The following is a 14,327-nucleotide window of genomic DNA, read 5'->3' on the forward strand; positions in this document are numbered from 1 at the left end:
GGTCAACTTACCCTATAGTTGACTCATATCGCTACCTAAACTAAAAAGTTGTTTATTGACCCTTTCTATTGCAATGACGCTCAATAGTAAACCAGGGCTTGCCCACCAAAACTCAAATCCCTCAGGGAACGCAGGTCGTTCACCCGCAGTGGACGGCGCGAATCCTTTTAATAACACCGTGTTACATTTAGGCCATAATCACGATGCTAACGGAACACCCAGGGAAGAATCTAGGAGTGACAACATCGTGCTAGGTAGCGTCGCCAAAATTAAAGTCATTGGTGTTGGTGGGGGTGGGGGCAATGCGGTGAACCGCATGATTGCCAGTGATGTCAGTGGCGTAGAGTTTTGGTCAATCAATACTGATGCTCAATCGCTGTCTCACTCCTCGGCTGCTAAACGCTTGCAAATGGGACAGAAGTTAACGCGAGGTTTAGGTGCTGGAGGTAATCCTGCCATTGGTCAAAAGGCAGCGGAAGAATCGCGCGACGAGATCGCTCATGCCTTAGAAAATACCGATCTCGTATTTATTACCGCTGGGATGGGAGGCGGTACGGGTACGGGTGCAGCCCCGATTGTGGCAGAAGTTGCCAAAGAAATGGGAGCCTTAACGGTGGGTGTTGTCACTCGTCCTTTCACCTTTGAGGGACGCCGTCGCACTTCTCAGGCAGATGAAGGCATTGCCGCTTTGCAGGGTCGGGTAGATACGCTCATCGTCATCCCTAACGATAAGCTGCTGGCAGTGATTCCAGAAACCATGCCCGTTCAAGATGCCTTTCGCGTCGCCGATGATATCCTGCGTCAAGGTGTGCAAGGGATATCGGATATTATTACGATTCCCGGACTGGTCAATGTGGACTTTGCTGATGTCCGAGCCGTGATGGCAGATGCGGGATCGGCAATGATGGGGATTGGTGTGGGTTCTGGGAAATCGAGAGCCAGAGAAGCCGCCGTCGCCGCAATTTCCTCACCTTTGCTAGAGTCTTCGATTGAAGGAGCCAGAGGGGTGGTCTTTAACATTACCGGCGGTAGCGACCTGACGCTGCACGAAGTGAATGCCGCAGCCGAAACAATCTATGAAGTGGTCGATCCGAATGCGAATATCATTTTCGGGGCAGTGATTGATGACCGGATGCAAGGTGAGGTAAGAATTACCGTCATTGCGACTGGATTTAGCGGGGAAACTCAGTCTACACCGGCGGCGAGGGAGGCACGCACTTCTAGACAGCCACAGCGACCCATTGCACCGTCACCCGTTCCGCCTTCTACCCCCACGTTTGAGCCTAAACCTCAACAAGGTGGAGGATTGGATATTCCGGAATTTCTCCAAAGACGGCGTCCGCAACGCTAGAAGAATTAAAAATTAAAAATGGAACACTTCCTTTTTAATTTTTAATTGATGCGTGGGCAATCCAGCCTTAGTTAGCAGGGTGCGAAATTCTTCTAAACTTCCACGAAGCCGATTGAATTCGGTAGAAGTTCCGAATTCAATGATTACCTGTCCCAAAAGTGGGAAGACTTGACTGATTACAGGAGCGATCGCTACATCCATGCTCTCACGCCGCACGAATTTCCCCTCCTAAACTGGAAATCAGTGCGGCTCATCGTATATTTCCTCTAATTAGGTCTTTAGGCACATAACTCAGTTCTACTCGCTTCTCAAGGGCAGCATTGCAATAATTTGCCGACAAATCGGCAAATTGTAAATTGAGCAGCACCCGATTTGCAGCGATTTGTAAAATCTAATCATTCAACTCAATTTAGATTGGGATTGGTTTCATGAAAATTTAGAGTAAAAGTAATTGTTAGTAGTCCTTAATTTGCGGGTATTAACTAATTACCCATTCCTCATTCCTATGACCGTTAAAAACCCTTCAAGCGTACCTGTTGCTCTCACAATTGCCGGTTCTGATAGCGGCGGCGGTGCTGGCATTCAGGCCGATTTACGGACATTTGCCTTTCACTGCGTTCACGGCACCAGTGCTATTACTTGCGTGACAGCGCAGAATACGCTGGGAGTCACGCGGGTGGATGCTTTACCGACAGCAGCAATTGTCGCCCAGATTGAGGCTGTGGTGACGGATATTGGCGTCCAAGCAGCGAAAACGGGGATGTTGCTGAATGGGGAGATTATTGCGGCTGTAGCGCAAGCTGTGGAAGCTTTCAAACTGGACAAATTAGTCGTCGATCCCGTCATGGTATCGCGCACGGGTGCCCAACTGATTGACAATGACGCTGTGGCAACGTTGCGGGATGTCTTAATCCCCAAAGCAGCGATTGTGACCCCCAACCGCTACGAAGCTCAATTACTGAGCGGATTGCCGATTCATACCTTGGATGATATGCACTCTGCTGCCCAACGGATTTATCATTTGGGAGGTGGTGCGGCTGTATTAGTGAAAGGAGGCGGAATGGAGGGGAATCTACGCGGCATCGATATCTGGTTTGATGGGCACCATCTGGAAACCTTGAAAACCGCTACTGTAGAGACAACAAACACTCATGGCACGGGGTGTACGCTCAGTAGCGCGATCGCGGCTAATCTAGCCTTGGGCAAAGATCGGTGGTCTGCGGTTCAAAAAGCCAAAGATTATGTCACCACTGCTCTAAAATACGCTTTAGCCATTGGTCAGGGTCAAGGGCCAGTGGGACACTTTTTTCCCCTCCTACAATCGGAGAATTAAAACAATCGGAGAATACAAAGGTTATAGCAATGACACCGTAAAGATCGATTGGGGCACATTCCTAGTTGATTAAATAGCAAATTTGTTAAAAAATGGCTGTCAGAGTCGCCTCACTTTCCATTATTGTTGCCTTACCAAACTTAAACTAAATCCATGATGTCTAATCCCTCGACCCGCTCGCCAATGCAAAATGCTTATATTTCTGAGCAGACTCCCCAAAGCCCAATGAATACCTACCGTCCCTCAGTGCCAATTTCGGTTTACAAAGAACTCTCAGCAGAGTTACAAACAGCGCAAGCGATGCTGGACTCGCTGAATTCCCAAAATCAGCAGTTAGCCAAAGAAAATCAACAGCTGCGCCAAGAAATCGAAAAAGTTGTTCAGTCAGCTTTGCACGCACAACAGGTAGTCACTTCGTTCCCCTCCGGGAGCCGAGTTGAAGTTCCCCCTCCCCCCATTGAACCGGAAATTCGGACTGGATCAAACGCAACACCTAAGCGGCGTCCTCCGCAGCCTCCTCGTCCTCCTCGTTCGGCTGCGATCGCTCCGCCAGTGGAAGTTCTACCTCCTCCCCCTCCCAAAGCTGAACCAGCACCACTACCTGATTTTTCAGAAAGCTTGGTAATCGAACAAGAAGAAGGTCGGTATCGTCGCCCAACTCAGCCAGAGCGTTCCGCAGATGTGAGTGGCTGGTGGTTAATCATCGTCATCTTTTTGATTGTGGCGACAGCGTTTGGCACTGGCTTTTTGATTGTGCGTCCGCTTTTGAATAATAGTCGTTGAGCTTGCTGGTTGACGGCTGAAAGATTAACTCTGCTAGGAGTCGGAAGAACCGGGTGCATCTGCCTGGAACAACCGCTTTGATACAAATGGGGAAAATATTTCCAAACCCGCGCATCTTCACTGTACTGTCAAGTCAAACGCTGTCAAGGTAACGAGTCAGCGATATCCAGAGAAACCCCTTAGTTAGGGTTGGCATAATGGATGCCTCTGGTGGGAGTGAAGAGCAATATGTATCATATAATACAAAAATCTTTGTTTGAGCAGTGATAAAACATAGCCGCCGCTTTACGAGTACCTTTGGTTGTACAAATTGATTGTACAGATCAAATCCAGAACGAACTGAGGAGTTAGAAGCTTGAAAAAAGTTGAAGCGATTATCCGGCCTTTTAAACTCGACGAAGTTAAAATTGCGCTAGTCAATGCGGGAATTGTGGGAATGACCGTTTCTGAAGTCCGAGGATTTGGACGGCAGAAAGGTCAAACCGAACGTTATCGCGGTTCCGAGTACACGGTTGAGTTTCTGCAAAAACTTAAAGTAGAGATCGTTGTTGAAGACAGCCAGGTTGATATGGTGATTGAGAAAATCATTGCCGCTGCCCGAACGGGTGAAATCGGTGATGGTAAGATTTTTGTCAGCCCGGTAGAGCAGGTCATCAGAATTCGGACGGGGGAAAAGAATCTGGAAGCTGTCTAAGTCAGGACTGAGGACTGAGGACTGAGGACTGAGGACTGAGGGCTGAGGACTGAGGGCTGAGGACTGAGGACTGAGGGCTGAGGACTGAGGACTGAGGACTGAGTCATCAAGGTTAGAGGTCAGGAGTCATTAAAAATCAGAAATTAGAATTTTTGGCGATCGCAAAATTCTGATTTCTGGTTACTGGACTTCTAACTTCTGGACTTAACCCTCAGTCTTTAAAGTCTGTAGCTGGGGTAAGAGAATTTTAAAAGCTTGACCGCGATGGCTCCACTGGCGCTTCAACTCAGGAGTCATTTCCGCAAAGGTCATTTGCTCTTTGGGAACGTAAAAAATTGGATCGTAGCCGAATCCTCCCGTACCGCGAGGGGCGTGGAGAATTTCGCCGCGGCAAACTCCTTCGGCTTGCAGGGCGATCGCGCCATCGGGACGAGCGATCGCGATCGCACACACAAATTGGGCTTCCCGATTCAGTTCGTTGCCGAGTTCATTCAACAGGCGTTCAATTCGATCGGGGTCGGTTTTGCCGTAACGAGCGGAATAAATACCGGGTGCGCCCTCTAAGGCGTCTACTTCCAAGCCAGAATCATCTGCGATCGCCCACTCTCCAGTCGCCTCTGCCACCTGGGATGCCTTCAGACAAGCGTTAGCCATGAAGGTGTCACCCGATTCCTCAATCTCCAGTTCCTCTGGCTTCAGGGTCAATTCCCAGCCAAATCCGCTTAAATACTTCTGCATCTCTCGCAGCTTGCCTGGATTTCCCGTAGCGACTACCAACACAGTCATCGCGATCGCTCCCTTGCTGGAATAAATACACACCTACACGATTATAGAAACCTGTTTTTGCAGAAGTTAACTTCTTTGCGTGCGATCGCTATCTGAAACTTGTAAAAAATCACCCATTCAGGTGAACGAAACAGCGGAACTAACTCGCACGATAGCAGCGTCAAGCGTTTTATCTGCTATATGCATTCGATGAGCGTTGGAGTGCCGCTCGTCTCACCTAACACGCTCTCCGCTTGCAAAAACAACTCTATTGAGGTTTCTATGAGACAGATTTTCAAAAAACACTCCAAAGCCGTAAACCCCGGTGAAACAGTTCACCAGTCCGAGCGAATTTTTGCCGTTTTAGTTCTAACTGGCGTCCTGTCTTTAGGCGCAGGTCTGACACTGTTACAAACCGCATTTGCTGCCCCAGCCGGACTTTCTGAGTCTATCACCAGACTGGTTAAGGTTAAAGACCAGAAAGTGGGGCAAAATCTTGACCGTAAACAAGCTAATCGCTTACCGCCTCGAATTGCTAACGCTGTTCGTCAAGATTTGTCGCGTCAAACTGGCATCGCTCCGGGAAAGCTCAAGATTACTCAGTTTAGCCAGGAAACTTGGCCTGATGGCTGTTTAGGACTTCCGAAATCGGGTGAATTTTGTACTCAAGCATTAGTTCCCGGTTGGCGTGTTGTCGTGTCTAGCAATAACAAAACTTGGGTCTATCGCACCAATTCTACAGGGCAAGTTTTACGTCAAGAAAAGTCGAATACTCCTGGCAGTAACATCCCAGGAAACTTCCCCAAATCTGTTGCCAATGCTGTGATTTCTGATGCCTCCACGCAGCTGGGTTTGCCGGTAAACCAGATTCGCGTCGTCCAGGCCGAACAGAAGACTTGGCCTGATGCGTGTCTAGGGATTTACGCACCTGATATTTTGTGTGCGCCAGCGACAGTAGAAGGGTGGCAGGTGACGGTAGAAGCAAGCGGAAAACGCTTGGTCTATCGCACGAATGCAGCTGGTTCTGTCGTGAAGGTGGATCAACTCGCGAGTTTGCCGAATTCCGTTCGAGATGCAGTCTTAAGGGAAGCATCCAGACAGTTCAAAGTCCCCACTACCGAACTCAGCATCGTTCAAGCTCAACAGTACAATTGGGATAGCTGTCTGGGTTTGGGCGGTATTAACGAGAGTTGTCTTACTAATGCAATACCTGGGTGGCAGGTAACTGTACAAAGCAAGCTACAACTGTTGGTTTATCACACCAACAGCGATGGTTCCATTATTAAGTTCAATCAAGCAGCAAGTAAACTAAGCGATGCTGGCATCCTCAAGCCAATGCCAATCCCGACTAGCGAACTACCACCATCCTTAGATAAAAATGTGGTGTTTCGAGCGATCGCCAGTGGCGGTTTTGCTGGTAGAACTTACGAAACTGTTTTACTCAATGACGGAAGCTTGATGCGGGTTCGCATCGGCGATGCTAATGACTCCGAACGTAGCGTTCTCCGCATTCCTGTGCAACAGGTACGACAGTTTCAGCAATTGCTAGAACAGCAGCAATTTGCCCAATTTAAGAACCTGAGTTACCCAGCACCCAGTGGTGCTGCCGATCACATCACCTACACCCTTAGCAGCCGCAAGGGTACAGTTCGCTACACCGAGATTAATCAAGGGAGTTTGCCTGCACCTTTAGAGAAGGTGATCCAAACCTGGAATCAGCTTGGCAGCAGCGCCCAAAGATAAGATCGGGCAGAATCTAGATACTCTCATTCTTAGCCAATAGGGAAAGCAGCCCCAGACTGGGGCTGCTTTCCCTATTGGCTGATATCTTGCCAGTGAAGCAACTGAATAACACAGGGATTGCTGTTTGGCGATCGCTCAATAGCTCCGGCTACCGATCCTTGAAGAAGGTACTTTAGCGATCGCTACGACTTTTCAAGGGTTTCAAGAGTTTTAGAGAGGCTTGCCAATTGGTATTTTTGCAAAAGCTCCCCTGAGCGCAGTTCACAACCGACGATGAAAGTCTCTGTAGTTTTGCCTAGTCCGCGCGATCGCGCCGTTGCGCTAACAGCACTTTAAAGCCAGGTCTAATGAAGTATGATTTGGGTCTAAACTAAGAGTCAAGCCGCTTTCCGAAAAATGATTTGACAGAATTTCACACTTGATTATTTATCTTTCATACTTTTTACTTTGTAATTTCTGCTTTTTTGGGCATCCTGAAAATAGACATGAATTTTTTTTAGGCTAGCGACTATGTCCACTTCGTTCCTTATTGTAGACTTGCGATTGGCTCAAACCCCTGCCAAGAAGGCTCAACCTAAAGCCCCTGCAAAAAAAACTCAAACCGCCCAACCAGCAGCCGCAGCCGCCAACGCTCAACCTGCGCCCATCTGGATGTACACTTCCGGAGGACTGCTGTTACTTCTCATTGCTGGGGCAGTATTTGTCAAGCTTAAAAAGGATGAGATGGCAAAGAAAGCCAAGATCCAGGATTTTAAAGTCAAAGACCTCCAGAAAAAGTTAAAGTTGGCGCTTGACTCTATTCATAGAATGGAAAGCAATCCTGACTTGGTTAACTCACGCGAATTCAACCTGGATTACCTCAGAATGCGAATGGATGAAGAGGTATTTCACTTTGCCATTGTTAATCAAATCAAAGTCAGAGTAAAAGACTTAATCACTATCGCCCTGCGTCCTACTCAAGCATCACAAGCATCGGTGGGCATTGCCAGTACAGCAGGACGCCAAGTTGATGAGATTTTTGATGTCATTTATGAGACGGGAGAGGGTACGAAGCGCTCTAAGCGGGTGCTTTTCCGCATTCAAATCAAGTTAATGAAATTACCTACCCAAGCGACTTCTGCTACGATTAGCCAAATTATTGATTGTATTGAAACATTCCTCAGTCCAGCGGAAGACCACGATACTTGGCAACCCACCATTCAGGGTCGTCTTGCAAAACTACAATGGGATCAAAAAGCCAAACCGACACCTTTATTGGTGCTAGAACAATTGAGTGAAGGTGGCAATGTCACTATTCGCACGAAGCGCTAAGATGTTGAGAAAAAGGTTCTTTTCCATCAGCAACCAGGGTAGATTCTGCTTGGTTATCCTTTAGTGACATCTTGTTCCGAGCGGTTGAAACCGCACAACGATAGGAAGCACGCAAACGAAACCTGCCGAGAGCAGGTTACAAAACCCTTGTTTTCGGTTAGTCCGCGCTTTTAGATTTGGAATGCAATCGTCCCAGAATTCTATTCTGAGAGCTTGATGCAAGATATAAGCTTAGTTACAATCAGCTCTAAACAAAAGGCTTTCTTGAAGTGTAGATGGCAAATGAAAAGATTGCCTTTTGTAGAATGAGCCATTCGCCAAAAACTATGTAGTGTATCAAGAGAAATCAACCCACTTTAATCAGATTTTCCACTCAGAAATCTGACTTAAGCAGGCGTTTTTTCGGAAATAATTGTATCGCGGACTAGACGCCCATCTTCCATGTGAATAATTCGGTCAGCAACATCTAAAATACGATTGTCGTGAGTTACCATCAAAATCGTACATCCTTGTTCCTTTGCCAATCGCTGCATCAGCTCGACAACATCGCGTCCAGACTTACTATCTAAAGCAGCAGTAGGTTCGTCAGCTAATACTAATTTAGGATGACTCACTAAAGCACGCGCGATCGCTACCCGTTGTTTTTGTCCCCCAGAAAGATTTTCCGGGTAGTAATTTACGCGATCGCCTAACCCCACCGCTTCCAACATCGCGGCTGACCTGGTTGCAGCTTCCTGTGACGGAATATCCCGATGCAGTTCCACCGACATTTGTACATTCTGTCGCGCTGTTAGGCACTTCAGCAAATTGTGAGCTTGAAAAATATAGCCTATGTGCCGCCGTACCTGCACCATTTGGCTTTTAGAAGCTCCAATTAGTTCTTGTCCTAATACTTTCAGGCTACCTTCTTGAGGAGACCTTAAACTGCCCATTAAAGTCAATAATGTAGTTTTTCCTGACCCTGATGGCCCAGTCATGATTGTAATTTCTCCCGGCTGCATTTCCAGATTTATATCAAATAAAATCTGTTTTCTGAGCGAACCTTTGCCAAAGTAATAATTGAGATTTTTAATTGCAACAATCGGTTCTTGCAGCATAATTTTTCAATTTCATTAAAATTAGCAACTAGCTATGTTAAAAAATACCATTTAAAAAATATCAGCGGGGTCGGCAGCTCGGAGCTTACGGACTGCGATCGCACCTGAAATCAAGCACATAAAAATAGTTAAAAGCAACACTACGGTTGCTCGAACAACAGTCATTGCAATCGGTAAATTTGTACCGCCTTTTATAAAAATATAAAGCCCTGACGCTAACGAAAAGCCAGGAATATAACCTAAAACTGATAAAATTAAAGCTTCCTGAAAAACAACAATTAGTAAGTATAAATCCGTATAGCCTATCGCTTTTAACGTAGCATATTCAGCTAGATGATCGGCAACATCAGTGTATAGGATTTGGTAGACAATAACTGTACCAACAACAAATCCCATTAAGGTTCCTAAACCAAAAATGAATCCAATTGATGTACTGGTTTGCCAATATGTCTTTTCAAACTCAATAAATTCTTCATGGGACAAAATTTGTACATCTGTACAATCTTTATCCATATTTTTTAAGTCTTGGCATTTCGCATCATTCTTCTTTAAATTAAAGGACTCCTTCATATTTTGAATAACTTGACTTACATCCGCACCGGCTTCTAAATTAACCACTCCAATATCAATCAATCCTCTCTGTCGTCTAGGGAACATCCGAAAAAAGTTCAAATCGCTCGTTATCAGATTACCATCGGCTCCAAATGATGCGCCTAGCGTGAATAAGCCTTGTACTTTGACGCGACGGCTTTCTACTTCTGTTTCAACAGTTTTTCCCTGCTTAAACCAATCACCAACTGCCCCAAATTCTGGACGAGACGCTTCATCAAATAAAACAACATCTGGAAGTTTAATTTTATCTCGGTTATTTTTAACTTCGGGTAAATTTAGAATTTCTGCTGCGGGATTAAATCCAATTACCATCAATTGGCGAGTGCGGCGATTTTCTGGATTTTTCCACAAGCCAAAGCCAAGATATACTGGACTGACCGATTCTACTCCGTCAAAGCTGAGAGCTTGATACAGTCGCCGCTGTGGGAAACTTTTCATGGCAATCAAAGCCGTGGACTGGGAACTGACCAAAAAAACGTCCCCCTGCATATTTTCATGCAAGCTTACGGAGCTTTGAAAAAGGGCATCGCGAAACCCTAACTGCACAAACATCAAAATGTCAGCAAAACCAATACCGGCAAGTGCCACCAGCAGCCGCATTTTTTCACGGGTAAGCTGTAACCAGGCTAGAGGAATTTTTGGCATGATTCTACAAAACTTGTTGGCAAGGGGCTAATGGCTAATTGTTCAAAAACCATTAGTAAAGATAGCTAAATATGAATTTTGACGGTGACTTTAGAGTTAGTTAAACCGGCAACGCGGCGGCTGGACTCTGCATTTAGGCGAATTTTTACTTCCACCACTCTGGCATCTACATCTGCGGCTGGATCGGTATTTAAAATATCTTTTTTCCCAATTTGCAAGCCAATCTGATTGACCGTTCCTTTGAGTTCATCGGCAAAAGCATTGCCCTCGCTGTTAATCGTCGCTTGCTGCCCTAGCCGCACTTTTCCAATATCACTTTCATAGATTTCTGCGACAGCAACCATCAAATCGGTTTGCCCAATTTCGACGATTCCATTATTACCAATGGTTTCTCCAGGACGGGTATGAACTTTCAAAACTTGACCAGCAACGGGTACGCGGACATAGGCTGATTCCAAGTCGGCTTGCGCTTGTTTGACGGATGCGATCGCGTTCTCAATTTCGGCTTGCGCTGCTTGGACATCGACGGGACGAATTTCCGCAATTTTTTCTAACGTTGCTTTCGCTTCGTTGATTTGCTGTTCTAGAGTGGCGATTGTCTCTTTAGCAGTGGCTTTGGCTTCGTTAATTTGCTGTTCCAGGGTGGCTACTTTCTGGTTAGCAGTGGCTTGAGTTTCGTTGAGTTGCCGAAGTGCCGTTTCTACTTCTAAGCGCTTGGTGTCAAAGAGAGAAGCTCCAACTGCACCTTGTTGATATAGCTGCTCATAGCGATCAAACTCCTTTTTCGCATTATCCATCTGGGCAGTCAGGCGGGCAATCTTGGCAACAGACGCATTTTTTTCCCCTTGCAGTTCGGCTTCTAAGCGAGCTACCGTCGCCTGTTGAGAGGCAATTCTCCCGCGTAACTCCTCTTGAGTACGAGCGATCGCTGCCTTCTGAGCGGTAATTTCCCCGGTTTGCGCTCCAGCCTTAACTTTATTGAGATCGGCTTGGGCGACTTTGACTTGTTGTTTTGCCTTGTCCAAAGCTGCTTGTAAGCGATCGCGATTGTCGAGAATTGCCACCACTTGACCTTTTGTGACCTTATCTCCCTCACCGACCAAAAGTTGATCCACGCGAGCAGCGCCCTGAACCGACATAGGAGCAGAGAGTTTGATCACTTCCCCTTGCGGTTCCAGACGCCCCAAGGCAGTCACAGCAAGCTTAGGAGGCGTACTCGGCTCTACTGCTGGCACCGGCTGCTGAGCAGCCTCTCGCAAGGCATAGAGGTTGTAAACGGTAACGCCGCTGGTTGCTAAAGCACCAGCCACGACAACCGCGATCGCCCACCGCCCTACAGGTTTTACGAATGGTTGATTCTTGGAGCCAGATTCCTGTGCCATAGCCTTTAAGGAAATTATTTTTATTAATTAATCTTAAGAGGTAGGCATCAATCTGGCGAGGGAATCTTACTAGCAGATTAAGCACTCGGTAAGTCAAACAGAACTGTCGTCATGTAATGTTCTGCCCACTCCTCGCCAAAAGCTTTTTCTAGCACTCGACGGGTTTTGTCGTTTTGCTGCTGTTGGGTGCAGTAGTTGCGTTGACCCTGCAAAATTTCAGCTTGTTGTTCGGCAGAAACGGGTTTGGCGGCTTTGGCATTAACACAATGAATTTCTAAAAACGCCTCGACGCGAGAGAGAAACTGGGTTTCTTCCTCTGGATTACTGGGTCGAATAAAGATGCAGAATTCTGAAAAGATTGCGCCCCAAGCGGGTAGTTCGCGCGGTTGGGAAAATTGAAGGGCAGGTAGCGCCTGAAGTTCAGCGGTATAGTTTGCCGGTAAGGTGCGGTCGCTGCTTGTAGGAGAAAGATCTGCAATCGCGGCACTAATCTGTCCCCGTCCCCCGACTAAATCGCAGCCAAACATTGGCAGCGCGTATTCTGGACGCGGAAACATCACGCAATGCAAAATATCCAGCATTGTGCCGACTTTTGCCAATTCCAGGTGCATTTTGCGGAACTGCGGCGACTGGTAGCAGCGATTTTCAATCGTTAGCTTTTCACCTTCTAATCGCCCTTCCACATACCCCAACTCTTCTGGCAGGTGGTAGGGAGAAAGGTCGAGATGGCGGTGCCAAACTGCCTCGATAGTGTCCGCTAAATTGCGAATCAGAGGGTGTTGTTGTTCGCGTAGGGAAGGCTTAGAAGTTTCGAGCATTTTTTTAAAATTTGTTTTCTTTAGCGTACAAGAATCCAGTAATAAAGGCAGGTAGGTTAAGGATATCAGCTTGCCACCCGCGATAACCCAGAGTTATAACAACAGCTAATAGCTAGGGGCAGGCGATAAGTATGAAGGGTGAAGTCTTTGGCGATCGCTACCAAATCGAACAACAGCTTGGAAAACGCGCTGGAAGACGCACACTCCTAGCGCGTGACCAAACAACGCAACAATTAGTAATAATCAAACTATTGACTTTTGGCAGTGATTTTGAGTGGGAGGAGCTTAAGTTATTTGAACGGGAAGCGGAAACTTTAAAATCTTTGACACATCCGGCGATTCCGCGCTACCTGGATTATTTTGAGCTAAATTCACCGAACTACAAAGGATTTGCCCTCGTCCAAACCTACGTGGAAGGGAAATCTCTAGAGGAATATCTCAAAGGAGGACGAACTTTCAGCGAAGCAGATATCAAGCAAATTAGCACTGCAATTCTCGAAATTCTCAACTATTTGCATAGTCGTCAACCTCCAGTTATCCACCGAGATATTAAACCCAGCAATATTTTATTAACCAGCCGTTCTGGTAATAATGTTGGCGGAGTTTATTTAGTTGATTTTGGGGCGGTGCAGACTCTCGCCGCCAGGGAAGGCGGGACAATTACAGTTGTAGGAACTTATGGTTATATGCCGCCAGAACAATTTGGCGGACGTGCAGTTCCCGCATCCGATATTTACAGTCTAGGCGCAACTTTAATTTATCTGGCAACAGGTCAACATCCTGCTGATTTACCTCAAACAGATAACCTGCAAATTAAATTTGAAAAAACTGCCAATCTCAGTCCTGTTTTAATCAATTGGTTAAAGCGGATGACACATCCCAGCTTAAATCGACGCTTGGCTTCTGCTAGTGAAGCACTACAAGCATTAAAACAAGAACATCCAACAGCAGATAGCTTTCCTCTAGTTGTCAAGAAACCAACTGGTAGCAAAATTTCACTGACTAAAAATGCAGATTTTATTAAAATTAGTATCCCTCCGAAGGGACTTACTGCTTCTACGATAGGGTTGTGCTTTTTTGCGATCGCTTGGAATTCATTCATCTTCGTGTGGACAAGCTCTGTCCTATTTGCACCACTAGGCTTCAACTTGTTTATGGTGTTGTTTTCACTACCCTTTTGGTTTGCTGGCGTGAGTATGAGCTGGCAGATTCTCTTTGCGTTATTTGGACGATCGCAGCTTTATAGCAATCAAAAGCAAATTTCACTGACATGGGAAATATTTGGATTTAAATTCCATCGTCCTCGTCCAGCATTGAGACAGGATATTAACAGGTTGGTATACATCCCGAAACACCATAAAAAAGACTCAGAAGGAAACCGGGTTGATGTTCCAGGCAAAATCATTATTGAGGCAGGATTAAGGCAGTATGAACTTAACGCTGAGAGTGGCGGCATCCATGAAGCGGAACTCGAATGGTTAACCCAAGAACTTAGCGAATGGTTAGAAATACCCATTACAAGAGATTATCTTCCTCCAGCCGCTCGATAGTCTCCTATAGTTGATTGTGGATAGTTCGCAGGAAACGGGTATGTTTGGTTTAGGATGGCCTGAAGTGGGAGTAATCGCGATCGCAGCGATTTTAATTTTCGGTCCCAAAAAGATTCCCGAACTGGGAAGTTCGCTGGGTAAGACTTTACGCGGCTTCAAGGACGGAGTAAGGGGCGTGGACGAGGAACCATCAGATGAAAATCAAGACCTCAAATAACGGGTAGGGACACGGCATTGCCGTGT

14 protein-coding genes are annotated in these 14,327 nt (G+C 46.4%); 8 read left to right on the plus strand and 6 right to left on the minus strand.

The annotated features are described in order from the left end of the window. The first annotated feature begins 73 nt into the window (after nt 1-73). On the plus strand, nt 74-1,351 hold the full coding sequence (gene ftsZ / locus NC996_RS10725; RefSeq protein ID WP_190678660.1) for a cell division protein FtsZ: 1,278 nt from the start codon (nt 74-76) through the stop codon (nt 1,349-1,351). 12 nt (nt 1,352-1,363) lie between these two features. Here ftsZ and NC996_RS10730 read toward each other — a convergent pair whose 3' ends face one another. After that, nucleotides 1,364-1,567 (minus strand): hypothetical protein, encoded by a 204-nt coding sequence (locus NC996_RS10730; RefSeq protein WP_190685065.1) that lies wholly within the window; start codon nt 1,565-1,567, stop codon nt 1,364-1,366. A 289-nt stretch (nt 1,568-1,856) separates the two neighbouring features. On the opposite strand from NC996_RS10730, the gene thiD reads away from it, so the two are divergent. The 3 genes from thiD to NC996_RS10745 all read left to right on the plus strand — a co-directional run bounded on the left by thiD (nt 1,857) and on the right by NC996_RS10745 (nt 4,161). After that, entirely contained in the window at nt 1,857-2,684 is an 828-nt protein-coding gene (thiD, locus tag NC996_RS10735; RefSeq protein WP_190685067.1) for a bifunctional hydroxymethylpyrimidine kinase/phosphomethylpyrimidine kinase, read from the plus strand. A 225-nt stretch (nt 2,685-2,909) separates the two neighbouring features. Further along, complete coding sequence (locus tag NC996_RS10740; RefSeq protein ID WP_348259990.1) at nt 2,910-3,467, plus strand: hypothetical protein; 558 nt, start codon at nt 2,910-2,912, stop codon at nt 3,465-3,467. Between the two features lie 355 nt (nt 3,468-3,822). Further along, entirely contained in the window at nt 3,823-4,161 is a 339-nt protein-coding gene (locus NC996_RS10745) for a P-II family nitrogen regulator (RefSeq protein WP_190412314.1), read from the plus strand. Between the two features lie 204 nt (nt 4,162-4,365). On the opposite strand, the gene rdgB is transcribed toward NC996_RS10745, so the two are convergent. Next, nucleotides 4,366-4,947, minus strand: coding sequence for an RdgB/HAM1 family non-canonical purine NTP pyrophosphatase (rdgB, locus tag NC996_RS10750; protein ID WP_190685070.1), 582 nt, complete (start codon nt 4,945-4,947; stop codon nt 4,366-4,368). Nucleotides 4,948-5,208: 261 nt separating this feature from the next. Between rdgB and NC996_RS10755 the strand changes: the two genes are divergently transcribed. Further along, nucleotides 5,209-6,669 (plus strand): hypothetical protein, encoded by a 1,461-nt coding sequence (locus tag NC996_RS10755; RefSeq protein WP_199303049.1) that lies wholly within the window; start codon nt 5,209-5,211, stop codon nt 6,667-6,669. 510 nt (nt 6,670-7,179) lie between these two features. Beyond that, entirely contained in the window at nt 7,180-7,980 is an 801-nt protein-coding gene (locus tag NC996_RS10760) for a hypothetical protein (protein WP_190685072.1), read from the plus strand. Nucleotides 7,981-8,366: 386 nt separating this feature from the next. Here the strand turns inward: NC996_RS10760 and NC996_RS10765 are convergent, their stop codons facing one another. The 4 genes from NC996_RS10765 to NC996_RS10780 all read right to left on the minus strand — a co-directional run bounded on the left by NC996_RS10765 (nt 8,367) and on the right by NC996_RS10780 (nt 12,534). Beyond that, nucleotides 8,367-9,077, minus strand: coding sequence for a DevA family ABC transporter ATP-binding protein (locus tag NC996_RS10765; RefSeq protein WP_190685075.1), 711 nt, complete (start codon nt 9,075-9,077; stop codon nt 8,367-8,369). Between the two features lie 51 nt (nt 9,078-9,128). After that, nucleotides 9,129-10,334: an ABC transporter permease DevC gene (devC, locus tag NC996_RS10770; protein ID WP_190434370.1), complete on the minus strand. Its 1,206-nt coding sequence runs from the start codon at nt 10,332-10,334 to the stop codon at nt 9,129-9,131. A gap of 65 nt (nt 10,335-10,399) precedes the next feature. Beyond that, nucleotides 10,400-11,716 carry an ABC exporter membrane fusion protein gene (locus tag NC996_RS10775; RefSeq protein WP_190685077.1) on the minus strand — a complete coding sequence of 439 codons (1,317 nt, stop codon included), beginning with the start codon at nt 11,714-11,716 and terminating at the stop codon, nt 10,400-10,402. 77 nt (nt 11,717-11,793) lie between these two features. Continuing rightward, nucleotides 11,794-12,534, minus strand: a complete 741-nt coding sequence (locus NC996_RS10780; protein WP_190429440.1) for a phycocyanobilin:ferredoxin oxidoreductase — start codon at nt 12,532-12,534, stop codon at nt 11,794-11,796. A gap of 131 nt (nt 12,535-12,665) precedes the next feature. On the opposite strand from NC996_RS10780, the gene NC996_RS10785 reads away from it, so the two are divergent. Together NC996_RS10785 and tatA are read left to right on the plus strand one after the other, a co-directional pair. Beyond that, nucleotides 12,666-14,084: a serine/threonine-protein kinase gene (locus NC996_RS10785; protein WP_190685080.1), complete on the plus strand. Its 1,419-nt coding sequence runs from the start codon at nt 12,666-12,668 to the stop codon at nt 14,082-14,084. Between the two features lie 40 nt (nt 14,085-14,124). Beyond that, on the plus strand, nt 14,125-14,301 hold the full coding sequence (gene tatA / locus NC996_RS10790; protein ID WP_190412322.1) for a twin-arginine translocase TatA/TatE family subunit: 177 nt from the start codon (nt 14,125-14,127) through the stop codon (nt 14,299-14,301). Nucleotides 14,302-14,327: the final 26 nt, after the last annotated feature.

The organism is Trichocoleus sp. ST-U2, assembly GCF_039961875.1.
GTDB lineage: Bacteria > Cyanobacteriota > Cyanobacteriia > Cyanobacteriales > FACHB-T130 > FACHB-T130.

Bases quoted from the DNA above. Each gene is read 5' to 3' on its own strand.
- thiD (WP_190685067.1), top strand. From the start codon at position 1,857: ATGACCGTTAAAAACCCTTCAAGCGTACCTGTTGCTCTCACAATTGCC.
- NC996_RS10780 (WP_190429440.1), bottom strand. From the start codon at position 12,534: ATGCTCGAAACTTCTAAGCCTTCCCTACGCGAACAACAACACCCTCTG.
- NC996_RS10785 (WP_190685080.1), top strand. From the start codon at position 12,666: ATGAAGGGTGAAGTCTTTGGCGATCGCTACCAAATCGAACAACAGCTT.
- NC996_RS10760 (WP_190685072.1), top strand. From the start codon at position 7,180: ATGTCCACTTCGTTCCTTATTGTAGACTTGCGATTGGCTCAAACCCCT.
- tatA (WP_190412322.1), top strand. From the start codon at position 14,125: ATGTTTGGTTTAGGATGGCCTGAAGTGGGAGTAATCGCGATCGCAGCG.
- NC996_RS10740 (WP_348259990.1), top strand. From the start codon at position 2,910: ATGAATACCTACCGTCCCTCAGTGCCAATTTCGGTTTACAAAGAACTC.
- NC996_RS10775 (WP_190685077.1), bottom strand. From the start codon at position 11,716: ATGGCACAGGAATCTGGCTCCAAGAATCAACCATTCGTAAAACCTGTA.
- ftsZ (WP_190678660.1), top strand. From the start codon at position 74: ATGACGCTCAATAGTAAACCAGGGCTTGCCCACCAAAACTCAAATCCC.
- rdgB (WP_190685070.1), bottom strand. From the start codon at position 4,947: ATGACTGTGTTGGTAGTCGCTACGGGAAATCCAGGCAAGCTGCGAGAG.
- NC996_RS10765 (WP_190685075.1), bottom strand. From the start codon at position 9,077: ATGCTGCAAGAACCGATTGTTGCAATTAAAAATCTCAATTATTACTTT.
- NC996_RS10755 (WP_199303049.1), top strand. From the start codon at position 5,209: ATGAGACAGATTTTCAAAAAACACTCCAAAGCCGTAAACCCCGGTGAA.
- devC (WP_190434370.1), bottom strand. From the start codon at position 10,334: ATGCCAAAAATTCCTCTAGCCTGGTTACAGCTTACCCGTGAAAAAATG.